Origin of the sequence: Acidovorax sp. LjRoot194 (assembly GCF_964253015.1) — a bacterium.
Taxonomy (GTDB): domain Bacteria; phylum Pseudomonadota; class Gammaproteobacteria; order Burkholderiales; family Burkholderiaceae_C; genus Acidovorax.
In genome coordinates, this window is sequence record NZ_CAXUQB020000001.1 from 2,831,288 (window position 1) to 2,852,725 (window position 21,438).

At 67.7% G+C, this 21,438-nt stretch carries 16 protein-coding genes; 6 read left to right on the plus strand and 10 right to left on the minus strand.

All coding sequences use genetic code 11. The features are described from left to right. Positions 1-37: 37 nt before the first annotated feature. Together ACSQ3N_RS12650 and ACSQ3N_RS12655 are read left to right on the plus strand one after the other, a co-directional pair. Positions 38-754: a hypothetical protein gene (locus tag ACSQ3N_RS12650; protein ID WP_156372024.1), complete on the plus strand. Its 717-nt coding sequence runs from the start codon at positions 38-40 to the stop codon at positions 752-754. A gap of 62 nt (positions 755-816) precedes the next feature. After that, positions 817-1,407 carry a MalM family protein gene (locus ACSQ3N_RS12655; RefSeq protein ID WP_082516852.1) on the plus strand — a complete coding sequence of 197 codons (591 nt, stop codon included), beginning with the start codon at positions 817-819 and terminating at the stop codon, positions 1,405-1,407. Positions 1,408-1,484: 77 nt separating this feature from the next. Here ACSQ3N_RS12655 and ACSQ3N_RS12660 read toward each other — a convergent pair whose 3' ends face one another. From ACSQ3N_RS12660 to ACSQ3N_RS12675, 4 genes are all read right to left on the minus strand, one after another. Beyond that, positions 1,485-5,342 carry a sensor domain-containing protein gene (locus ACSQ3N_RS12660; protein WP_436146406.1) on the minus strand — a complete coding sequence of 1,286 codons (3,858 nt, stop codon included), beginning with the start codon at positions 5,340-5,342 and terminating at the stop codon, positions 1,485-1,487. A gap of 157 nt (positions 5,343-5,499) precedes the next feature. After that, positions 5,500-6,426 (minus strand): DMT family transporter, encoded by a 927-nt coding sequence (locus ACSQ3N_RS12665; RefSeq protein WP_056166400.1) that lies wholly within the window; start codon positions 6,424-6,426, stop codon positions 5,500-5,502. Beyond that, a complete protein-coding gene (locus tag ACSQ3N_RS12670) occupies positions 6,423-7,022 on the minus strand; it encodes a methylated-DNA--[protein]-cysteine S-methyltransferase (RefSeq protein ID WP_436146407.1) in 600 nt (199 codons plus the stop codon). The genes ACSQ3N_RS12665 and ACSQ3N_RS12670 overlap by 4 nt, the downstream gene beginning before the upstream one ends. A 64-nt stretch (positions 7,023-7,086) precedes the next feature. Beyond that, a complete protein-coding gene (locus ACSQ3N_RS12675) occupies positions 7,087-8,712 on the minus strand; it encodes a DNA-3-methyladenine glycosylase 2 family protein (RefSeq protein WP_235507332.1) in 1,626 nt (541 codons plus the stop codon). 158 nt (positions 8,713-8,870) lie between these two features. Between ACSQ3N_RS12675 and ACSQ3N_RS12680 the strand changes: the two genes are divergently transcribed. The 3 genes from ACSQ3N_RS12680 (at position 8,871) to ACSQ3N_RS12690 (ending at position 12,502) form a co-directional block, all read left to right on the plus strand. Then, positions 8,871-10,259, plus strand: a complete 1,389-nt coding sequence (locus ACSQ3N_RS12680; RefSeq protein WP_056166396.1) for a phosphomannomutase/phosphoglucomutase — start codon at positions 8,871-8,873, stop codon at positions 10,257-10,259. A 72-nt stretch (positions 10,260-10,331) separates the two neighbouring features. After that, on the plus strand, positions 10,332-11,123 hold the full coding sequence (locus ACSQ3N_RS12685; RefSeq protein ID WP_056166394.1) for a carbon-nitrogen hydrolase family protein: 792 nt from the start codon (positions 10,332-10,334) through the stop codon (positions 11,121-11,123). Continuing rightward, the gene (locus ACSQ3N_RS12690; RefSeq protein WP_056166389.1) at positions 11,120-12,502 is read left to right on the plus strand and encodes a 3-deoxy-D-manno-octulosonic acid transferase; all 1,383 of its coding nucleotides are present in this window, start codon (positions 11,120-11,122) and stop codon (positions 12,500-12,502) included. Before ACSQ3N_RS12685 ends, ACSQ3N_RS12690 begins: the two co-directional genes overlap by 4 nt. 112 nt (positions 12,503-12,614) lie before the next feature. On the opposite strand, the gene ACSQ3N_RS12695 is transcribed toward ACSQ3N_RS12690, so the two are convergent. The 6 genes from ACSQ3N_RS12695 to ACSQ3N_RS12720 form a co-directional block, all read right to left on the minus strand. Beyond that, positions 12,615-13,922, minus strand: a complete 1,308-nt coding sequence (locus tag ACSQ3N_RS12695; RefSeq protein WP_235507331.1) for a TolC family outer membrane protein — start codon at positions 13,920-13,922, stop codon at positions 12,615-12,617. Positions 13,923-14,048: 126 nt separating this feature from the next. Further along, entirely contained in the window at positions 14,049-14,390 is a 342-nt protein-coding gene (locus ACSQ3N_RS12700) for a rhodanese-like domain-containing protein (protein ID WP_056166381.1), read from the minus strand. A 35-nt stretch (positions 14,391-14,425) separates the two neighbouring features. After that, positions 14,426-15,139, minus strand: coding sequence for a protein-L-isoaspartate O-methyltransferase family protein (locus tag ACSQ3N_RS12705; protein WP_056166378.1), 714 nt, complete (start codon positions 15,137-15,139; stop codon positions 14,426-14,428). Positions 15,140-15,180: 41 nt separating this feature from the next. Beyond that, positions 15,181-18,375 carry an efflux RND transporter permease subunit gene (locus ACSQ3N_RS12710; protein ID WP_056166373.1) on the minus strand — a complete coding sequence of 1,065 codons (3,195 nt, stop codon included), beginning with the start codon at positions 18,373-18,375 and terminating at the stop codon, positions 15,181-15,183. Positions 18,376-18,390: 15 nt separating this feature from the next. Continuing rightward, positions 18,391-19,566, minus strand: coding sequence for an efflux RND transporter periplasmic adaptor subunit (locus tag ACSQ3N_RS12715; RefSeq protein WP_056166370.1), 1,176 nt, complete (start codon positions 19,564-19,566; stop codon positions 18,391-18,393). Between the two features lie 2 nt (positions 19,567-19,568). Continuing rightward, a complete protein-coding gene (locus ACSQ3N_RS12720) occupies positions 19,569-20,279 on the minus strand; it encodes a TetR/AcrR family transcriptional regulator (protein ID WP_436146408.1) in 711 nt (236 codons plus the stop codon). A gap of 348 nt (positions 20,280-20,627) precedes the next feature. Here ACSQ3N_RS12720 and ACSQ3N_RS12725 point away from each other — a divergent pair, with 348 nt between their 5' ends. After that, on the plus strand, positions 20,628-21,428 hold the full coding sequence (locus ACSQ3N_RS12725) for a GntR family transcriptional regulator (protein WP_436146409.1): 801 nt from the start codon (positions 20,628-20,630) through the stop codon (positions 21,426-21,428). Positions 21,429-21,438: the final 10 nt, after the last annotated feature.

A 21,438-nucleotide genomic window follows, 5' to 3' on the forward strand; every position in this document is an offset into this window, starting at 1 on the left:
CAATAATTATTTGGTTTCAAATAAGAGAGGGGTTCGCGTGTTCAGAAAAATCAGCGTAGCAGGTTTGGTTTTGGTAGCCACGTTATTAACAGGTTGTATTCAGGCGCCAAAAAAGACGGCTTTCAATCAGGCAATGGCCACTAATTTGAAGACGGTCCTCATTGTTCGCGATCCTGATCAAGACCGGTATGAAGCAGTCATGATTGGCCACCCGGGTGCGGGCTTCGGCCTGATAGGCGCACTGGTCGCCACGGCGGACATGCATGCGAAAGGTTCACGATTGACTGAAGCGATCGACGTCAACAAGACAACCCTCAGAGATCGTTTCGAAAAGGTTCTGGCCGAAAAACTGCAAGCACAGGGCTACACCACTGCACGTTTGGTCTTGCCGAAAGACGTAAAAGAAGAGGATATGCTGGCCACGGCACGGAAAATGGGCGTTCAAGCAGATGCTGTTTTATGTTTTCGCTTGAATGGAGGATATGTGGCTGCGGGACCCACTTCTGATTATTTTCCATCTGTAGGTGTAAAGGTTGTCCTCTCCGATCAACTCGATAAAGAGCTTTATGCCGATACCTTCAGCTATGGGTACACTGCGCCCCAATCCAAGGCGATTCATTTCACTTCGGACGAACAGTATCGGTTCTCCAACATAGATACTTTGATCAGCGATCCCCAAAAAACGCGGCAAGGTCTTATCGCAGGGCTTGATGTGCTGGCAACGCAAATCTCCCTGGATCTGAAGCGGCCGTGATACACCAGAAAAGTCGCCTTGTAACCGCTGGCATTGCGTTGTCTCTGGCGGGCTGCCAGACCATGCAGACCGGCGAAAAGATTGTGAGCGATGGCGTTGCTGCCTTGGACAAAACGCCGTTGTGTTGTTCCGATCTGAGTGAAGCCAAGCGAATTCCGCTTCCGCTATTGCCCACGGATATTGCTGTGGATGCAAAATCTCAGGCCCGCAAGTTTGATGGCACAAAAGCATTCTTCGTGCTTTTGGAACTTCCAGTTTATGAAAAGCCCTATGCCCTCACACTGACCAGCAGTGCAAAAGGTGTGGTCAACGACAACGCACTTTTTATTCCCCGAGTGACGGTGTATGACGCTGAGTACACAGCGACTAGAACCTTTGATGAAAAAAGCTTGCGTAATCGAGGTAATGACTTAGAGCGAACCATCTTCATCAATCCGCAGAACAACAGCGAACGATACATCGCCATTTACGGATCGGATCTTTCTGCCTCCATCGTGCGGCCATACTCCGAAGTGACCTACAACACCGTGGTTGTCGGGACGATCATGTTCAATGTCGTTGGCGGTCGTGATGGAAAATCAACGCTACGCTCTTCGCCCACCGGAAGCCTGCACATAGAGGTTTCGGGGCTCGACAAGCCCCAGAAAAAATGAGCGACAGAATCCAGCCAGCCCCAGCCGCTTAACAACAAGCGATGAGGTGGCTGGGTTATCCACTTACCCGTGCCACGTCAGGGTTGAACGAGACGATGCCGCTGCCACCCTGGAGGCGGCTGCCACTCCGACGCCCAGCTCAGAAAATCGCCCAGCGGCATTGGCCGCGCAATACAGTACCCCTGCGCCTGTGTGCAGCCCAGCTGCAGCAGCATCTGTCCCTGCTCGACGGTTTCCACGCCTTCGGCGATCACGCGATAGCCGAAGGAGCGGGCGAGGCCGATCACGCCTTGCACGATGGCCAGGTCGCCGGGGTCGCCCATCATGCCGTGCACGAAGCTCTGGTCGATCTTGAGCGTGTCCATGGGCAGGCGGCGCAGGTAGGTGAGGGACGAGTAGCCGGTGCCGAAGTCGTCGAGCGACACTGCCATCCCCAGGGCGCGCACTGCGTGCAGGGTGTGCGCCACGGCGGCCAGGTCGTACAGCGCGGCGCTTTCGGTGATTTCGATCTCGACCAGGCGGCCGGGCACGCTGGGGTGACGCTCCAGGCATTCGGCCATCCATTCCGCAAACCGCGGGTGCTGCAGGTGCTGTGCGGCGATGTTCACGCTGATGGGCAGGCCTGGCGGGTTCTTGCGGGCCTGCATCTGTTCGAGCACCTGGAAGGCGGCTTCGATGACCCATTCCCCAAAGCCGATCTCAAGCTCGGTGCCTTCCAGCATGGGCAGGAACTCGCCGGGCGAGACCACGCCGCGTTGGGGGTGCTGCCACCGGGTGAGCGCTTCGGCACCCACCACGGTGCCGCTTTTCATGTCGACCTTGGGCTGCAGGTACAGCGTGAACTGGGCGTCCGCCAGCGCGCCTTGCAGGTGGCGCCCCTGTTCGCGCAGCAGCTGCAGCGCGCGCTCCTGGGCGGCGTCGAACTGGTGGAAGCGGTTGCGCCCGGCCTGCTTGGCCGCGTACATGGCCTGGTCGGCGTGGCGCAGCAAGGTGTCGGCGTCGGCGTCGTCCTGCGGGAACAGGGTGTAGCCGATGCTGGCGGTGACCACCACGCGCTCGGTGTCCAGCGTGTAGGGGGCCGAGATGCTGTCCATCACCTGGCGCAGCATGCGTTCGCAGTGCTGCACGGACTCCAGCTGGGGCATCAGGATCACGAACTCATCGCCGCCCAGCCGGGCCACCGTGTCCAGCGGGCGCAGTGCGCGCGTCAGCCGGCCGGACACCACCACCAGCAGGCGGTCGCCCGCGCCGTGACCCAGGCGGTCGTTCACGGGCTTGAATCCGTCCAGGTCGAGGTAGGCCACGCCCAGCTGGGTGCCGCCGCGGCGTGCCTGGACCATGGCGTCCTGCAGCTTGCGCGCCAGCAGCACGCGGTTGGGCAGGCCGGTGAGCGCATCGAACAGCGCCAGCCGCTGCAGCAACACCTCTTGCTCGCGCTGCGGGGTGACGTCGATGGCCACGCCCAGCATGCGGTCGGGGCGGCCGGTGGCATCCACGCCGACGATCTTGCCCAGGCTGCGCACCCAGCGCACGGCGTCGCCCGCTTGGTTCACGCGCCAGGTGGCGTCGAACGGTGTGCCGGGGTGGGCGATGTGGCGCGCCATCTCGGCGGTGATGCGGTCGATGTCGTCGGGGGCGATGCCGCTCGTCCACTGGATGGTGGCTGGCGTCGCTTCGTGGGATTCGAGCGGGGGCAGCCCGCGCATGGAGCGCCAGCGGTCGTCGCCGCTCACGGTGCCGGTCGGCAGGTTCCAGTCCCACAGGCCCAGCGATGCGGCCGAGATGGTGAGCGACAGCAGCTCCTCGCGCTCGCGCACCTGCTCTTCGCTCTTCTTGCGGTCGGTGATGTCGTGCACCGAAAACAGCCAGCAGGGCTCGCCGTCGAACTCGGTCGCGCGCATGGACTGCAGCACGGTGCGGGGCGTGCCGCCGCGCACTTTCAGCGTGATTTCGTGGCTGCTCAGGTGCCCGGTGCCACCCTCGGCCTCCAGCAGGCGCGCGCGGTCGGCTTCGGTGAAGATGCCCAGCTCGATGGCGGTGCGGCCGATGGCTTCTGCGCGCGGTATGCCCAGCATGTCGACCCACGCGGGGTTGATGTCCACATACCGCCCGTCGCTTCGGTGCGACAGGCCCATGGGGTAGGGCATGAGGTGAAAAATGCGCGAGAAACGCTCTTCGGACTGCCGCAGGCGCTGGTCGGACCGCTTGGCCTCGTCGATGTCCTGCATCACGCCGCGCACGCGGGCGACGCGGCCGTTCTCGACCACCGGCTCGCCGCGCGCGCGCACCCAAACCAAGCGGCCGTCGGTGTGCAGCACTTCCATCTCCATGCTCCACTCGGTGCGCTCAAGGATGCTCTGGCGGATGCGCTCGCGCAGCGGCTCGCGGTAGTCGGGTGCCACCAGGCGGTCGATGTAGTCGTGCGGCAGCGGCGAGCCCGGGGGCAGTCCGTGGATGTCAAAGCACACGTCCGACCAGTAGACGAGGCCTTGGCCGCGTTCGTCCTCCCAGGCGCCCAGGCGCGCCATGCGGCCGGCCTGCTGCAGCAGGCTGTTGAGCGCCCGCAGCTCGTCGCTGGTGCGATGGGCTTCGGTCATGTCGTGGAAGATGAAAACAAAGCAGTTCTCGCCATCCACAAGCACGGAGCGTGCCGACATCAGCCCCGGGATGCGCGCACCCCGGCCCTGGGCCACCAGCGGCAGCCGGTCCACCCGGCCGTCGCGCCGAAAGGTGTCGACCAGCCGGGCGCGCTCCTTGTCCGAGGCCCAGATGTCGAGCTCGGTGGATGTGCGGCCGATCACGTCCTCGCGCGGGCGGCCCAGCACCTCGCAGAACGCCGGGTTCACGTCGATGTAGCGCCCGTCCGAGATGCGCGAGATGCCTGCCGGGTCGGGCAGCGTCTGGTAGAAGGTCGTGTACTTGGCCTCGGACGAGCGCAGGGCGTCTTCCACCTCGCGGTGGGCGGTGATGTCCACGTCCATGCCGATCAGGGCAGTAGGCTTGCCCTCGGCGTCGCGCCGGGCCACGGTGCCGCGCGACATCAGCCAGCGCCAGCGGCCGTTGGTGTCCAACACGCGGAATTCGGCCTCGTAGGTTTCGTCCAGCCCGTCCATGGCGCGGGCCAGCCGGGCGGCATTGCGTTCGGCGTCCAGCGGGTGGCGGCGCTGGTACCAGCGTTCCCACAGCCCCTGGGCATCGGCCTCGTCGCAGCTCACGCCGAAGGCCTCGTAGAACTTGCCGTGGCAGCGGAACTGGCGCTCCACCACGTCCCATTCCCACCGACCTCCGCCCAGGGAGTCCATGGCCAGTTGCAGCTGCTGCTCGCGCTGCACAAGTGCCTCCTGGGTGCTGGTGCGCGCCAGCTCTGCCCGGGCCTTGCCGGCCAGCAGCAGGCGGCCCACGCCCAGCATCAAAAAGCCCGCGCCGTGGTGCCAGGGCAGGGTGGTGGGCCACGGCCCCAAGGTGGCGGGCGCCTGGTTGGCTAGCCACAGGCAGGCCGATACCGTCACCGGCAGCGTCACGGTCATGCCCGCCAGCGATATCCACGCCGCAGAGCGCAGCGGCAGCCGCCGTGACGTCCGCCGCCAAGCCCAGGCCAGCGCCCATGTGGCGCCCAGCACCATCACCGCGGGCGGTGTGGCCGCCGGCGCCATCAGCACAACGGCCAGCAGCGCCGCCAGGGCCGTGATGGCCGCAGGCAGACCGCCAAAGTACATGCCCATGAACGCGACGACGGTGGGGTAGGCGACGATTCCCAGCTCGGGTGCGTTCCAGTGCAGGGCGGTGAACGCCGTTGCCGACACCGCGCCGCCTGCGGCGCCCAGCAGCCAGAGCGATCGGCGCGAGGGGCGCAGGGCCTCTTTGGGCGGCAGCCACTCCAGCACCAGCAGGAGCGTCATCAGCACCGTGCCCGCCATCAGGGTGTTGTTACCCATGGCGGTATGCGGTGGTGTGGCAGATCGGGAGGGAGCAGATGGCTGTGCCGGCTGTCAGGGCCGGTGGCCTGGGGCAGCCTGCGTCGGCGCCGCAGCCTGCGCTGTCAAGCACAGGGGTCGGATCGCAGCAGCCCAAAGAAAAAACCATTCCCCGAGTTTATGGCCGTTCCGGCTGGGCGCGCCCGGGGCGCAGCGTCCTGATAAGCCCCGTTGACAGCAGCGTGCCGCAAACGATCACCAGCGCGCAGCCCACCATCCACGGCGTGATGCGCTCGCCCAGGAAGACGGAGCCGTACAGCACGGCAAACACCGGCGCGATGAAGGTCACCGCCAGCGCCCGGCTGGGGCCTGCACTCGCGATGAGGCGGAAGTACAGGATGTACGCAATGCCGGTGCACAGCACCGCCATGGCCACGATGGCGCCCCAGGCGCGCAGGCCTGGCAGTTGCGCCGGCCACAGCCACAGCGTGGGCAGCGCCAGGCCCAGCGCCGCGCCGAGCTGGCTGCCGGTGGCCGTGGCCAGCGGCGGGATGCCGGTGAGGTGGCGCCGCGCGAAGCTGGCCGACACCCCATAGAAGCACGACGCCAGTAGGCAGGCGGCAATGGCCCATTCAGCGCTGTCGGTCTTGAAGCCCGTGCCCGCCGGCGCGCGCCAGGCCAGCAGCGCAACGCCCACGAAGCCGAGCGCCAGGCCCGCCCATCGCAGCCGGTTGATGCGGTCACCCAGCCAGGCCCAGGCGATCAACGCGCCGAAGAGCGGCACCGTGGCGTTCAGGATGGACGACAGCCCGGTGGCGATGTGCAGCACCGCCCAGGAGAACAGCGCGAACGGGATCGCCGAGTTGATGACGCCCGCGAACATGATGGGCCGCCAGTGCTGGCGGAAGGCGGGCCAGTGGCCCTGGCGCAGCATGATGGGCCACAGGAACACCGTGGCCAGCGCCACGCGCAGCCCGGCGGTGGGCAGCGGGCCGAACTCCGAGGCGCCCAGGCGCATGAAGAGGAAGGATGACCCCCACAGCGCCGCCAGCAGAGTGAATTCGCCGATCCAGGCGGTGACGGGTTGGGTTCCCGGGCTGTTCATGCGTGCTCTTTCAGGGTTTGAATGTCGTGGTCGTCCGGCAGCCAAGGCTGCTGCCGCAGGTGCAGTGGCTGCGGGTGGTCGTGCCGGTGCGGCGCATGTTCCAGCGCCAGCAGGGCCGTTTTGCGGTCCAGCCCTCCAGCGTAACCGGTCAGGCTGCCGTCTGCACCGAGCACGCGGTGGCACGGCACGATCACGCTGACCGGATTGCGCCCCACGGCCGCGCCCACGGCGCGCACCGCCAGCGGCCGGCCCAGTTGCTGGCCGAGGCGCCCGTAGCTGGTGGTGCCACCGCGGCCGATGACCAGCAGCGCGCGCCATACGTCCCGCTGAAACGCCGTGCCGCCCGACAGGTCGAGCGGCAGGTCGAAGCCGTCGCGCTCGCCCCGCAGGTACTGCTGCAGCTGGCCTGCGGCCTCTTGCAGCAGGGTGTGGCCGGCCGCCTCGGCCCAGGCGCGATCGCCGTGCAGCAGGTGGACGGGCTCGTGCCGCTGGCCCTCGAACCAGACGCCGCACAGGCCCGCGGGCGACGCGGCTAGGCGCACCAGCCCGAGCGCTGTGCTGGCACGTGCCTGCACGGTGTGGGGATGAAAGAGCATGGGGTTGATCCGATAAGTTCTGAAGAAAATAGGCCGCTACCGCTTGCCAGGTGAGCGACAGTAGCTATTGTTTTGGTAGCGTTTCGATGGAGGCGCCAGCCACGGGTTGCGGCATCTGCGCGGTGGTGCCTGCCGACCAGGCCCGAAGCACCGCATAGCTGCGCCAGGGGCGCCACGCCTCCGACGCCCCGCTGGCTGCGCGTGCCGGATTCTTTTGGCCCTGCACGTTGAGCGCCTTGTGCAGCGCCACATCACCGGCAGGGAAGGCATCCGGCCAGCGCAGCACGCGCATGGCGATGTACTGCGCCGTCCAGTCGCCGATGCCGGGCAGGGCGCACAGCGCGGCGGTGGTAGCGGCCACGTCGGCGCCCGCCTGCAGCGCCAGGCCCCCGCCGTCCACCGCGCGGGCCAGCGCCACGATGGCGGCCTGCCGCTGGCGCACGATGCCCAGTTGGCCCAGGGTGTCGCCATCGGCCATGGCGAGCGTGGCGGCGGTGGGGAACAGCCGGTTCAGCGCAGGCCAGGGCGTGTCGATGGGCTCGCCCAGCCGCTCCACCAGGCGCTGCCCCAGCGTGCGCGCCGCGGCCACGGTGATCTGCTGGCCCAGCACGGCGCGCACGGCCAGCTCGAAGCCGTCGAACGCGCCGGGCACGCGCAGGCCGTCGCCGTCCGGAAAGTGCGGGTGCAGCACCGCGTTGATGGCGGCCGGGTCGGCATCCAGGTCCAGCATGGCGCGCACGCGGCGGATGACGAGCGGCAACACCGGGTACAGGCTGTCGCTGGTCTGCAGCAGCACGTGGTGGCGGGCTGCGTCGAAGCGTGCGCTGAACCAGCCGGTGGTCTCCTGCGCCATGCCGGTGCAGGCGGCCGGCAGCCGCACGGTGCGCCGCAGCGTGGCCTCGTGGGGCAGCACCCATTCGACGCCATGGAACTGCCGCCGCTCGAAGAACGCCAGCAGAGCCGCCACATCGAACGGCGGGCGCCAGGCCAGGCGCAGTGTGCTGCCTGCGCCGTGTGACCCGGTTGTGCCTCCCTTGCTGGCTGGTGTGCCGCTGCGCCGCAACTGGGTGGGGTTGAGCCCGTAGTGCCCCACAAAGGCCGCATTGAAGCGGCGCACGCTGGCAAAGCCGCTGGCCAGCGCCACCTGGGTCACGGGCATGCAGGTGTCGGTGAGCAACTGCTTGGCGGTCAGCAGGCGGCGGGTCTGCAGGTACTGCAGGGGCGACACGCCCAGGGCGGCTTCGAAAATGCGGCGCAGGTGCCGGTCGCTCACGCCCAGCCGCTCGGCCAGGCGGGCCACCGTGGCGCCGCTGTCGGCTTGGGTGGTGGTTGCGGGCTGGGCGGGCCAGAGGTCCGGCGCATCCAGCAGCCTTACCGCCTGCTGCACCAGGATGCTGCTCGCATCCTGCACCGACCACACCAGGGCCTGGGGCGCCAGCTCGGGCCGGCAGCGCAGGCAGGGGCGAAAGCCCGCATGCTCGGCCTGGGCGGCCAGTGCGAAAAAGCGGCAGTTCTCGCGCCGCGGCGTGCGCACCGCGCACACCGGGCGGCAGTAGATGCCGGTGGAGGTCACGCCGGTAAAAAAATGCCCGTCGAAACGCGCATCCCGCGCCATCACCGCCAGGTAGCGGCCTTCGTCCAGGGCGGGATCGGCGGCGGCAGCAACTGAGGGCGGGGCAGGGGAGGTCATGGGCCCGATCATAGGCAGTGGGCGCGTGCGCACTGGCCGTTTTCGGACATGTGCCTCCCGGGGCGGTTTTGGGGCGTGGGGGTGATTACCCTAGGGCACGGAATGCCCCGCCTACAATGTGTCGGACTCCCTCTTATCCCTTCGCGAAAGGCCCTTACGTGCAACCCACGCCCGCCATTTTCAAAGCCTACGACATCCGCGGCATCGTGCCGTCCACCTTGAATGAAGAAGTGGCCCTGGGCCTGGGCCGGGCCTTTGGCACCGCCGCCCGCGCCGAAGGCCAGACCACGGTGGCCGTGGGCCGCGACGGGCGCCTGTCGGGCCCCGCCATGTCGGCCGCGCTGATCCAGGGGCTGGTGGAAGCGGGCATCGAGGTGATCGACGTGGGCCTGGTGACCACGCCGCTTTTGTACTTTGCGGCCAGCACGCTGTGCCACAGCGGCATCCAGGTCACGGGCAGCCACAACCCCAAGGACTACAACGGCTTCAAGATGGTGCTCAACGGCCGCGCCATCTACGGTGAAGAGATCCAGGGCCTGCGCCGCACCATGGAGCAGGAAAGCTGGCAACTCCAGGCCGGCGGCTCCGTGCGGCACGTGGACGTGCTGCCGGCGTACACCGAGCGCATCGTGGGCGACATCAAGCTGGCCCGCCCGCTCAAGGTGGTGGTGGACTGCGGCAACGGCATTGCCGGCGCGTCGGCCCCCGGCATCTTCCGTGCGCTGGGCTGCGAGGTGGTCGAGCTGTTCTCCGAGGTGGACGGCAACTTCCCCAACCACCACCCAGACCCCAGCAAGCCCGAGAACCTGCGCGACCTGATCGAGGCCCTGAAGACCAGCGACGCCGAACTGGGCCTGGCCTTCGACGGCGACGGCGACCGACTGGGCATCGTGACCAAGGACGGCACCAACATCTTCCCCGACCGCCAGATGATGCTGTTCGCCCAGGACGTGCTCTCGCGCGTACCCGGCGGCGAGATCATCTTCGACGTGAAGTGCACCCAGCGCCTGGCGCCCGCCATTGCGGCGGCCGGCGGCGTGCCGGTGATGTTCAAGACCGGCCACTCGCTCATCAAGGCCCGCATGAAGGAGACGAATTCTCCGCTGGGCGGCGAGATGAGCGGCCACATCTTCTTCAAGGAGCGCTGGTACGGCTTCGACGACGGCACCTACGCGGGCTGCCGCCTGCTGGAGATTCTGAGCAGGTCGCAAGACCCGAGCGCCGTGCTCAACGCCCTGCCCACCAGCTTCTCCACGCCCGAGCTCAATGTCTCGTGCGCCGAGGGCGAGCCGCACCGCCTGACGGCCGAGCTGCAGGGCCTGGCTGCAGGTACCTTCTCGGCGCCCGCCACGGTGAGCACCATCGACGGCCTGCGGGTCGACTGGCCAGACGGCTTTGGCCTGATCCGCGCCAGCAACACCACGCCGGTCCTGGTGCTGCGCTTTGAGGGACATACCGAAGAGGCGCTGGCGCGCATCGAGGCGGCCATGCTGGCGCTGCTGCACAGGGTCAAGCCCGACGCCCATGTGGGCGCTGCCAGCCATTGATGGGCACCCTGGCTGTGGCTTTCACTGCCACTGCCACCTTCTTTCACCGTTGATTTTTAGCGAGTTGCCTGCGTGAACCCACAGTTTTCGACCCCCTTACGCGTTGCCGCCGCACAGTCGCCGTCCGTCCCTGGAGACGTGGCGCGCAACGTGCAGACCCACCTGGCCTTTGTGCGGGTGGCGGCGAGCCAGGGGGTGCAGGTGCTGGTGTTTCCGGAGCTCTCGCTCACCGGCTACGAGCCGTCCGTGCTGGCCGCCAACGTGCTGCATGCCGACCACGCGGCGCTGGCGCCCCTGCGCCAGGCTGCACGCGACCATGGCATGGCCCTGGTGGTGGGCGGCCCTGCCGCGCCGGTGCAGGACGGCGCACTGCCCGCCATCGGCGCCTGGGTGCTGAATGGGGACGGCAGTACCGCGCTGTACCGTAAGCGCCACCTGCATGCCAGCGAAGAGTCCTTTGCCAGCCCGGGCACCGACGACGCGCAGGTGCACCTGCTGGCGGGCGAGCCCACGGGCATGGCGGTGTGCGCCGACATCACCCACCCCGAGCACGCCCGTGCCGCGCACGCTGCCGGTGCCACGCTGTACGCCGCCGGGGCGCTGGTCAGCCACCAGGGCTACGGCCCTGAATCCGAGCTGCTGCAGGGCTATGCGCGCGACCACAGCATGGCCGTGCTGCTGGCCAACTACAGCGGGCCGTCCGGCGGCTACGTCAGCGCGGGCGGCAGTGCCTTCTGGGAGGCGGGTGGCCGCTGCGTGGTGGCGGCCGATGGCGATGTGCCCTGCATCGTGTGGGCGGCACGCGGCGACAGCGGCTGGAGCGGCGGTGTGGTGTCGGTCGACCTGCACCTCGCCGCGGCATGAACCCCGCCCGCGCGCTCTATTCAGTGGTCACCTGGGGCGCACAGCCCCTGCTGCGCCGCAAGCTGCGCCGCCGCGCCCAGGCCGAGCCCGGCTACGGCCACGCGATCGGCGAGCGCTTTGGCCGCTACCCGGCGCCCATCGACAGCCTCATGCCGCACAGCAGCTCCGACCCGCTGGGCCGGTTCGTGTGGATCCATGCCGTCTCGCTGGGCGAAACCCGCGCCGCCGCCATCCTGCTGGCCGCGCTGCGCCAGGAGCTGCCCGGCATGCGCCTGTTGCTCACGCACGGCACAGCCACCGGCCGCGCCGAGGGCGAAAAGCTGCTGCTGCCCGGCGACGTGCAGGTCTGGCAGCCCTGGGACACGCCCGGCGCGGTGGCGCGATTTCTGCGCAGGTTCCGCCCGGCCATCGGCATCCTCATGGAAACCGAGGTCTGGCCCAACCTGGTGGCCGGCTGCCGCCGGCGCGGCGTGCCGCTGGTGCTGGCCAATGCCAGGCTGAACGCCAAGTCGCTGCGCAACGCCCAGCGCCTAGCCCCGCTGGCGCGCCCCGCCTACGCAGGCCTGACGGCGGTGTGGGCCCAGACCGAGGACGACGCCGACCGCCTGCGCGCCATCGGCGCCAAGGTGCGCGGCGTGTTCGGCAACCTGAAGTTCGACGTGGTGCCAGACGCCCGGCAGCTCTCGCAAGGCCGCACCTGGCGCGACCAGGCCGCGCGCCCGGTCGTCATGCTGGCCAGCAGCCGCGAGGGCGAGGAAGCCATGTGGCTGGAGAATTTCAAGCAAAAAACGGCGCTACCGCTGGCTGGGAAAGCGCAAGGCGCTATCAATAATGAAGCATCGGGCGATGGTGACGCCACCGCCCGCAGCGTGCAGTGGCTCATCGTGCCGCGCCACCCGCAGCGCTTTGACGAGGTGCACCAGTTGTTGCTGCACGCTGGCCTGACTGTGTCCCGCCGCAGCACCTGGGCAGGTGCCCCCCCGGCCGCCGACGTGTGGCTGGGAGACTCACTGGGCGAGATGACGCTGTACTACGGCCTGGCCCACGTGGCGATGCTGGGCGGCAGCTACGCGCCGCTCGGTGGGCAAAACCTCATCGAAGCCGCCGCCTGCGGCTGCCCGGTGGTGCTGGGCCCGCACACCTTCAATTTTGCGCAAGCGGCAGAGCAGGCATGCGCAGCAGGTGCTGCCCGCCGGGTGCCGGACATGGCTGGCGGCGTGGCACAAGCAGTTGAGCTGGCGCTCGACCCCGAGCTGCAAAAGAGCGCCAGCTACCGCGCCAGCCGCTTTGCCGACGACCACCGGGGCGGGGCGTTGGCCACGGCGCAGGCCGTGCTGGGCATCGTGTTGCCCGCCAGGTCCGTGGCCGCTGGCGGCTGACACGACCGTGCGCGCCACCGCTGTGGCTGTCGCTGCCGGCTGCTGCCGGTGCCTGCCCGTGAAGACGATCTTCGGCGGGCGACGCGGCGGCTTGACTTATGCGACCAGCGACTTAGCGGACCAGCAACGCGTTGATCGCCTCGACATCCTGCTGCGTCAGCGTGCCGGCCGCCTGGCGCAGCTTCAGTGTGCCCAGCAGCACGTTGTAGCGGGCCTGGGCCAGGTCGCGCTTGGTCTGGAACAGCTGGCTTTGGGCGTTCAGCACGTCGATGTTGATGCGCACCCCCACCTGGTAGCCCAGCTTGTTGGCGTCCAGCGCGCTCTGGCTGGAGGCCTCGGCGGCTTCGAGCGCCTGCACCTGGCCCTGGCCGGACTGCACGCCGAAGAACGCTGCGCGCGTGGCCTGGGCCACGTTGCGGCGGGTGGTTTCCAGGTCGGCGGCGGCCTTGTCTTCCAGCGCCAGGGTTTCACGGATGCGGTTTTGCACCGAGAAGCCCGCGAACAGCGGCAAATTGAACGCCACGCCCACGCTGGCACTGTTGGTGCGGCTGTTCACGCCCGGAGAGGTGACCGTACCGTTGGGGTTGCGCGTGACGTTGTAGCCCGCCTGCAGGTCCACCGTGGGCAGGTGGCCGGTCTCGGCCTTTTTGGTCTCCAGCCGCGCGATGTCGAGCGCGATGACCGCCTGGCGCACGCCGGGCTGCTGGTCGCGGGCCGTGTCCACCCACAGGGCGACGTTGTCCGGTTGCACGGTGGGCAGCGGTGCGGGCAGGGCCAGCGGCTTGGGGGTGGTGCCGGCTATGCCGACGAGCTGGTCGAGCGCCAGGCGCTTGACGCGCAGGTCGTTCTCAGCCGCGATCTCCTGCGCGATCACCAGGTCGTAACGGGCCTGGGCTTCGCGTGAATCGGTGACGGTGGTGGTGCCCACCTCGAAATTGCGCTTGGCAGACGCCAGTTGCTCGGACACGGCGGCTTTTTGCGCCTGCACGAAGGTCAGCGTGTCCTGTGCGGCCAGCACGTCGAAGTACGCCTGGCTCACGCGCACCAGCAGGTCCTGCGTGGCGGCGTCGAGCTGCGCCTGCGCCACATCGATACCGCGCTGGCTCTGCTGCAGGTTGATGCGGTTGGCGGGGCGGAACAAGGGCTGCGATGCCTGCACACCCAGCGTTTGCTGGGTGCCGGTGTTCTCGACCGGGGGCCGGTTCAGTTCCACATTGGCCCGGTTCAGGCCGGCCGTCAGCCCGGCGGTGGGCAGCAGGCCCGCGCGCGCCTGGTCGGCACGGCGCGCTGCCGCGTCCAGCTGCGCACGGGCCGACTGCCAGGCCGTGTCGTACGTGCGGGCCGACTCCACCACTTCCAGCAGGCTCTGGGCGTGCACGGGTGCACACAGGGCCGTAACCAGCAAGGTTCCCAGCGCCATGGACAGGGGTGACAGAGGATGTGGCCGTAGCGGGGTCGTCATGAAAGTCCTTCGGAGATAGAAGTCTGCGGATCGATGGGTGGGAGACGGAACAAACAGGGAGCGTCGGTGCGGTGGCAGCGGGCTTCAGTACCGGGGCACAGCCGGGTCGGCTTCATGCGACCACACGTCGATGCCGCCCGTGATGTTGGCCAGGCGCTCGAACCCGTGGTGCTCCAGAAAGGCCGCCACGCGCAGGCTGCGGGCGCCGTGGTGGCACAGGCAGGCAATGGGGCGCGTGGGGTCCAGTTCGTCCAGGCGTCCGGTCAGCTCACCCATGGGGATGGCGACCAGCTCGAATCCATCGGCGCGCACGCTCGCGGTTTGCAGCTCCCACGGCTCGCGCACGTCCAGCACCACGGGCTGGCTGCCTTCGGGGGCCGAGGCGAACCAGGCAGACAGCTGGGCGGGGCGGACGTGGTCGATCATGCAGAACTCCGAAAGGAAAAATCAGACGCTGAAAATCAGAACGTGAAGCCGGATGGCTCGGGGAAGCCGACCAAGCGCGGCGCGATGGTGTCCCAGGGCGACGTGGTCTCGAACCGGTCACCGGTGCGGCGCGTCAGGGTGAAGCGCATCACGGGCTCGCTGCCCACGATGGCGCCCAGGCGGCCGCCGTCGCGCAGTTGGGAGAGCAGGGCGGCAGGCACTTCGGCCACGGAGCCGCTGAGCACGATCACATCGAACGGGCCATCAGGGATGGGGTCGCGGGCGCCGTCGGCCTGGCGCACGTCGGCGTTCTGGATACCGGCATCGCGCAGGTTCTCGCGGGCCATCTCGGCCAGCTCTGCGTTGATTTCGAGCGACACCACGCGCTCGGCGCGGTGGGCCAGAAGGGCGGCCATGTAGCCCGAACCTGTGCCGATCTCCAGCACGCGGTCGGTCGGCTTGATCTGGAGGTCCTGCAGGATGCGGGCTTCCACGCGGGGCTGCAGCATGCTGTGGCCCAGGCGCACCGCCTCTTCTGCGTCGTTGCCCAGCAAGGGCACTTCGATGTCCATGAACGCCATGCTGCTGTAGGCCGGCGGCACGAACTGTTCGCGGCGCACCACGGCCAGCAGCTCCAGCACGTCGAAGTCGAGCACGTTCCACGGACGGATCTGCTGCTCGATCATGTTGTAGCGGGCCTGGGCGACGGGGTCGCTGATGTTGGCAGAGGTGTTCAGGGGCATGTTCATGGGATTTCTCCGTGGGGCGGGTGCAGGGCCGATCGGAACGATCAGGACAAACCCTCGATTTTAGGGGGCGTTGCGCGGGCGTTGCCGAATTTGCGGCGTGCCCAGCCTGCGAGGTCGTCCATGTAGCAATAAACCACCGGCACCACCACCAGCGTGAGCAGCGACGAGGTGATGACACCGCCGATCACCGCCTGGCCCATGGGGGCACGCTGCTCGGAGCCCTCGGACAGCGCAAATGCCAGCGGCACCATGCCGAAGATCATGGCCAGCGTGGTCATGAGGATGGGGCGCAGCCGCACGCGGGCGGCCAGCAGCAGGGCGTCTGCACGGGGCAGGCCAGGCACGGTGCGGCCCTCGTCGTTCACGTGTTCCTCGCGGGCACGGATCGCAAAGTCCACCAGCAGGATGGCGTTCTTGGTCACCAGGCCCATCAGCATCACCACGCCGATGATGGAGAACATCGACAGCGTGGAGCGGAACATCAGGAGCGCCAGCACCACGCCGATCAGCGTGAGCGGCAGCGAGGTCATGAGCGCCAGCGGCTGCAGGAAGCTCTTGAACTGGCTCGCCAGGATCATGTAGATGAAGATGATGGCCATGGCCAGGGCCGAGATCGCGTAGCCGAACGATTCGGCCATGTTCTTGGTGGAGCCGCCGAACTGGTAGCGGTAGCCGGGCGGAAAGCTCACGCCCTCCAGCGCTTTCTTGATGTCGTTCGACACTTCGCCGGCCGAGCGCTGTGACACGTTGGCGTTCACCGCCACCTCGCGGGTCAGGTCGCGCCGGTTGATCTGGTTGGCGCCGGTGGATTCGGTCACGCTGGCCACCTGGTTCAGGCGCACGATGCGCGTGGTGCCGTCGGCGTTGGCCAGGGCGAACGGCAGTCGCTCCAGGTCCTGCGGGGCGGTGCGGGCCTCCGGGGCCAGGCGCACGTTCACGTCGTAGGTCTGGTCGTCCGGCGCGCGCCAGTTGCCCACGGTGGTGCCGGCCACCAGCGTGCGCAGCGATGCGGCCATCTGCGCCACCGACAGGCCCAGGTCCGACGCCGCATCGCGTCGCACGTCGAGGGCGATGACCGGCTTGTTGGGCTTGGCGCTGGTGTCCAGGTCCACCAGGCCGGGGATGTCGCGGATCTTCTCGGTGACCACCTTGGTCAGGCGCTCCAGCTCCTGCAGGTCCGGGCCCTGCAGCGAGAACTCCACCTGTTTTTGCCCGCCCACGGCGTCCAGCAGGCCCACGTGGGTGATGGTGATGCCAGGCACGGTCTTCAGGCGCTCGCGCAGCACGTCGGACATCTGGTCCACGCTGCGGCTGCGGTCCTTGCGGTCCACCAGGCGCACGTAGATGTTGGCGTAGATCTTGCCCTGCGCGCTGCCGGTGTTGATGGTGGACAGCGTGTAGCGCACCTCGGGCATCTCGCGCAGGATGCCTTCCACCTGCCGTGCCTTGGCCTCGGTGGCTTCCAGCGACGAGCCGACGGGCGTGTAGAAGTTGAGCGAGGTTTCGGAGAAATCGGCCTTGGGCACGAACTCGGTGCCCAGCAGCGGCACCATGAAGATGCTCAGCACGAAGACGGCCAGCGCTATGGCCATCGTCGCCACCTTGTGCACCAGCGACCAGCGCAGGATGCGCTGGTAACCCTCGGCCAGCGACTCGGTGGCACGGTCGAACCAGCCGGTGACGCGGCCGATGGTCTTGTCGTAGAAGGTGACGGGCCCGGTCTTGTGGCCATGCCCGTGGATGCTGGGGTCGTGCCAGATGCTCGACAGCATCGGGTCGAGCGTGAAGCTCACGAACATCGAGATCATCACCGCCGCGACGATGGTGATGCCGAACTCGTGGAAGAACTTGCCGATGATGCCGCCCATGAACCCGATGGGCATGAACACCGCCACGATGGACAGCGTGGTGGCCAGCACCGCCAGGCCAATCTCCTGCGTGCCGTCCATGGCCGCGTTGTAGGCCGACTTGCCCATCTGCACGTGCCGCACGATGTTCTCGCGCACCACGATGGCGTCGTCGATCAACAGGCCCACGCACAGGCTCAGCGCCATCAGCGTGATCATGTTGATGGTGAAGCCGAACATGTTCATGAACAGGAACGTGCCGATCAGCGCGATCGGCAGCGTGAGCCCGGTGATCACGGTGGAGCGCCAGGAGTTCAGGAACAAAAAGACGATCAGCACCGTGAGGATGGCGCCCTCGATCAGCGTCTGGCGCACGTTGTTCACCGCCACGCGGATGGGGCGGGCGCTGTCGCCGATGGTCTCCAGGCGCACGCCGGGTGGCAGCTGGTTCTTGAGCTCTGCCACCGCCGCGGTGAGGCCGTCCACCACCTCGATGGTGTTCTCGCCCTGCGACTTCTGCACCGACAGCAGCAGCGTGCGCTGGCCGTTGTACAGGGCGAGACTCTCCACTTCCTGGGCGCCATCGTTGACCCGGGCGACCTGGTCCAGCCGCACGGGGGCACCGTTCTTGCGGGCGACGATGATCTTGCCGAAGTCTTCGGGCCGCTCCATGCGCGCGTCGATCTGCACCACGCGGTCCTGCGCCAGCGACCGGATGGAGCCCACGGGCAGGTCCTGGTTCTCGTTATGCACGGCCTGGGCCACCTGGTCGGGCGTCACGCCGAAGGCTTCGAGCGCCTGCGGGTTCAGGTAGATGTTGATCTCGCGCTTGGTAGCGCCCACCAGGTTCACCGCGCCCACGCCGCGCACGTTCTCCAGGCGCTTTTTCAGCACCTGCTCGGACCAGGTGGTCAGCTCCACCGCACTGCGCTGCGTGCCGCCCGCCTTGTCATCGGGCAGCACGGCCAACGACCACACGGCGCGGCTGGCGGGGTCGAAGCGCAGCACGCGCGGCTCCTTGACCTCGGTGCGCAGCAAGGGGCGCACGGTGGCCACCTTCTCACGCACGTCCTCGGCGGCCTTGCGGCCGTCGATGTGCAGCTGGAACTCGATGATGACCACCGCAGTGCCTTCGTAGCTGCGCGAGGTCAGGGCGTTGATGCCGGCGATCGAGTTGACGCCTTCCTCGATCTTCTTCGTGACCTCGCTCTCCACGATCTCGGGCGATGCACCGGGGTAGTCCACGGTGACCACCACCACGGGGAAGTCGATGTTGGGAAATTGATCAACCTTGAGGCGCTGGTACGAAAAGAGACCCAGCACCACGATGGCGAGCATCACCATGGTGGCGAACACAGGGTTCTTGAGGCTGACTTGGGTGAACCACATGGCGGTGCGGGCGGGTCAGGGAGCAGCGCGGGGCGCCGATGCGGGCGCGCCCGCCGGGGCGGCTGCGGCAGTGGTCACCGTCGTGCCTTCACGCAGTTGCCCGATGCGCCCGTCGATCACCGGCGTGCCTTCTGCCACGCCCTGGACGGCGACCCAGGTCTGGCCGTTGACCACCGACCGCGCGCCGGTCTTGACCTCGGCGTAGGCGATACGGCCGTCCTTGAGCGTCTGCAGATAGGGCGCGGGCTTGTCGGTGCGCACGGCGTCGAGCGGCACGGTCAGCACTTCGGCGCGGCCAGTGTCGAGCGTGCCCTGCACGAACAGGCCCTGGCGCAGCGGCGTGTCGCCCTTGGCCTGGTCCACCCGCAGGTACACCGGCACGGTGCGGCTGCCCGCCTGGGCGCTGGGGCTGATGCGTGCCACGGTGGCAGGCACCGGGGTCGCTGTGCCGTCGACGGTCAGCAGCGCCTTCTGGCCCACGCGCACGGCCAGCGAATCGGCCGGGGTGAGCAGTGCTTCCAGTTCCAGCCGCGACAGGTCCACCACTTCGATGATGCGGGCGTCCACGGCCACGCGCTCGCCCGGCTGGGCCAGGCGCTGGGCCACCAGGCCGGTGATGGGACTCTTGAGCACGGTGTCGTCCAGCGACTTGCGCGCCACGTCGGCGGCCGACACGGCGGCCTGGTAGCTCGACTGCGCGGATTCGAGGCTGGCCTGCGATGTGACCAGCGCGGTGGGCGAGATGAAGCCCTGGTCCACCAGCGCGCGGTTGTTGGTGTACTGGCGCTGGTTGATGTCCACCTGCGACTTGGCCGCGTCGGCCTGCTGCTGCGCCTGTCGCAGGCGGGCCCGGGCCTCGGTGGGGTCGATGCGGGCCACTTCCTGCCCGGCCTTGACGCTGTCGCCCTCGCGCAGCGTCAGGCCTTGCAGCTCGCCGCCCACGCGCGCCTTGACCATGGCGGAGTCGACCGCACGGAGCGATCCGGACACGGGCACGCCCAGCATCAGGTTCTGGCGCCGCACGGTGATGATCTCGTCGGCAGCCAGTTGAAGCGGTGCCTGCGCTTTTTGCGCCGTGGTCTCGCTCAGCGCCTTTTGCTGCGCCTGGCGGGCCGCCATGGCACGCCACACGCCGCCGCCGAGCAACACGATGACGATGGCTGCGGCCACCCAGGGAATCCAGCGTTTCATGGTCAGGCGCCGCGTCGGGGCGATGCAGAGAAAGAGGAGGGGGAGGGGGCAGGGGGTGTATCGGGCCGCGTCAGCAGCCCGTGCAGCACGTTGTCGATCTGCGCTTCGATGAATTTCTCGGGGTCGAGGTCCATGCCTTCAGGAATGCAGACCGACACCGAGTGCTTCCACATCATGAGGAAGATCATCGGCGCCAGCACCACATGCACGATGTAGTCGAGCGACACAGGGCGGAACTCGCCGCGCTCGATGCCGCGCTCGATGATGCGGCGCACCAGCCCCTGGCCGGGCAGGATCACCTCCTGCCGGTAGAACTGCATGATCTCCGGGAAGTTCTGCGCCTCGCTGAACATCAGCTTGGTGATGCCCGATGCCTTGGTGGAGCCGATGCGCTCCCACCAGACCTGGTAGCAGTAGCGCAGCAGATCAGTGGTGCTGCCCTCGAAGGTTTCGAGCTCCTGCGTCCACTCTTCGAAGCGGCCCGCGATGTTCTGGCGCACCACGGCCTTGAAAAGTTCTTCCTTGCTGGGGAAGTACAGAAACAGCGTGCCCTTGGACACCCCGGCCCGCGCCGCGACCTCGTCCACACGGGTGGCGGCAAATCCTTTTTCGACGAAAAGGTCCAGCGCTGCCTCCAGCAATTCGCCGGGGCGGGCTTCCTTGCGGCGCTCGCGTTTGGTTCCGGCAGAGGGGGGTGGGGAGGCTGAGGTCAAAGGGGGTATGTAGTTAATGACTGACTGGTTAGTAATGTAGCAAGGGTGTGTGCTGGCGTCAATTCGTTGGTGTCCGCCAGACCGTAAAACCGGCACGCGAGCGACACCCGCGGGTAAACCCCGAGCATGCGGATTTTGGGCGATGAAGGCGTAACTACTGTGGCTTTTATCGACGCCCTGCGGTGGTGCGTCGCACCGCTGCAGGCCCCGTGTTAGTGCAAAAGCTTGCTCCAAAAAAGGGAGCGCTTTGCGGGCTGTGGCTCTCGGGCGCAAATGTCCTTAAAACAGGACCAAACGACCCTAAATGTCTTATTGACAGGACATTACCGATGCTTGACGATGAACCCCATGTCGCCCAATCTGCCACTGCCCAAGTACCACCAGATCTACCTGGTGCTGCGCGAGCAATTGCAGGAGGGCCACTTCGCCGCGGGCCTGCCGGGCGAGCTGGCGCTGATGGAGCAGTTCTCCGTCGCCCGCGTCACCGTGCGCCGCGCGCTGGAGCTGCTGCAGGGCGAAGGCCTGATCTCGCGCCAGCCCGGTCGCGGCACCCGGCCCGTGCTGCAGCCCGACGCTGGGCAGGGCAGTGCGGACGGCTCCCACCACAGCAACCGCGCGCAACTGACGGGCCTGCTCGAAAACCTGGTCAGCATGGGCCTTCGCACCTCGGTCAAGGTACTCGATGTGGAGACGGTGACCGCATCGCGCGCCGTGGCGGGTGCCTTGCAGATCGCCGTGGGCGACTCGGTGCAGAAGGCGGTGCGGGTGCGCAGCACGCGTGAAGGCCCGCTGTCGCACATCACCACCTATGTGCCCGCCGACATCGCCCGCCAGTTCGGCCGCCGCGAGCTGGCCCGCAAGCCCATACTGGTGCTGTTGGAGGAATCCGGCGTGAAGGTGGGCCGCGCCCACCAGACGATTTCCGCCAAGCTGGCCGACGCAGTGGTGGCGCGCCACCTGGATGTGGCGGTGGGCTCGGCCCTGCTGGCCGTGCGCCGGCTGATCCTGGACGACCAGGAGCGCCCGGTGCAATGGCTGCACGGCCTGTACCGGCCGGACCGCTATGAATACGAGATGCAGCTGTCCCGCGTGGGCAGCATCGACGCCAAGGTCTGGGTCAGCAAAGAGCTGTCGGCCCAGTTCCATTGAATACAACAAC

Bases quoted from the DNA above. Each gene is read 5' to 3' on its own strand.
- ACSQ3N_RS12675 (WP_235507332.1), bottom strand. From the start codon at position 8,712: ATGACCTCCCCTGCCCCGCCCTCAGTTGCTGCCGCCGCCGATCCCGCC.
- ACSQ3N_RS12660 (WP_436146406.1), bottom strand. From the start codon at position 5,342: ATGGGTAACAACACCCTGATGGCGGGCACGGTGCTGATGACGCTCCTG.
- ACSQ3N_RS12695 (WP_235507331.1), bottom strand. From the start codon at position 13,922: ATGGCGCTGGGAACCTTGCTGGTTACGGCCCTGTGTGCACCCGTGCAC.
- ACSQ3N_RS12690 (WP_056166389.1), top strand. From the start codon at position 11,120: ATGAACCCCGCCCGCGCGCTCTATTCAGTGGTCACCTGGGGCGCACAG.
- ACSQ3N_RS12710 (WP_056166373.1), bottom strand. From the start codon at position 18,375: ATGTGGTTCACCCAAGTCAGCCTCAAGAACCCTGTGTTCGCCACCATG.
- ACSQ3N_RS12665 (WP_056166400.1), bottom strand. From the start codon at position 6,426: ATGAACAGCCCGGGAACCCAACCCGTCACCGCCTGGATCGGCGAATTC.
- ACSQ3N_RS12725 (WP_436146409.1), top strand. From the start codon at position 20,628: ATGTCGCCCAATCTGCCACTGCCCAAGTACCACCAGATCTACCTGGTG.
- ACSQ3N_RS12670 (WP_436146407.1), bottom strand. From the start codon at position 7,022: ATGCTCTTTCATCCCCACACCGTGCAGGCACGTGCCAGCACAGCGCTC.
- ACSQ3N_RS12705 (WP_056166378.1), bottom strand. From the start codon at position 15,139: ATGAACATGCCCCTGAACACCTCTGCCAACATCAGCGACCCCGTCGCC.
- ACSQ3N_RS12655 (WP_082516852.1), top strand. From the start codon at position 817: ATGCAGACCGGCGAAAAGATTGTGAGCGATGGCGTTGCTGCCTTGGAC.
- ACSQ3N_RS12700 (WP_056166381.1), bottom strand. From the start codon at position 14,390: ATGATCGACCACGTCCGCCCCGCCCAGCTGTCTGCCTGGTTCGCCTCG.
- ACSQ3N_RS12715 (WP_056166370.1), bottom strand. From the start codon at position 19,566: ATGAAACGCTGGATTCCCTGGGTGGCCGCAGCCATCGTCATCGTGTTG.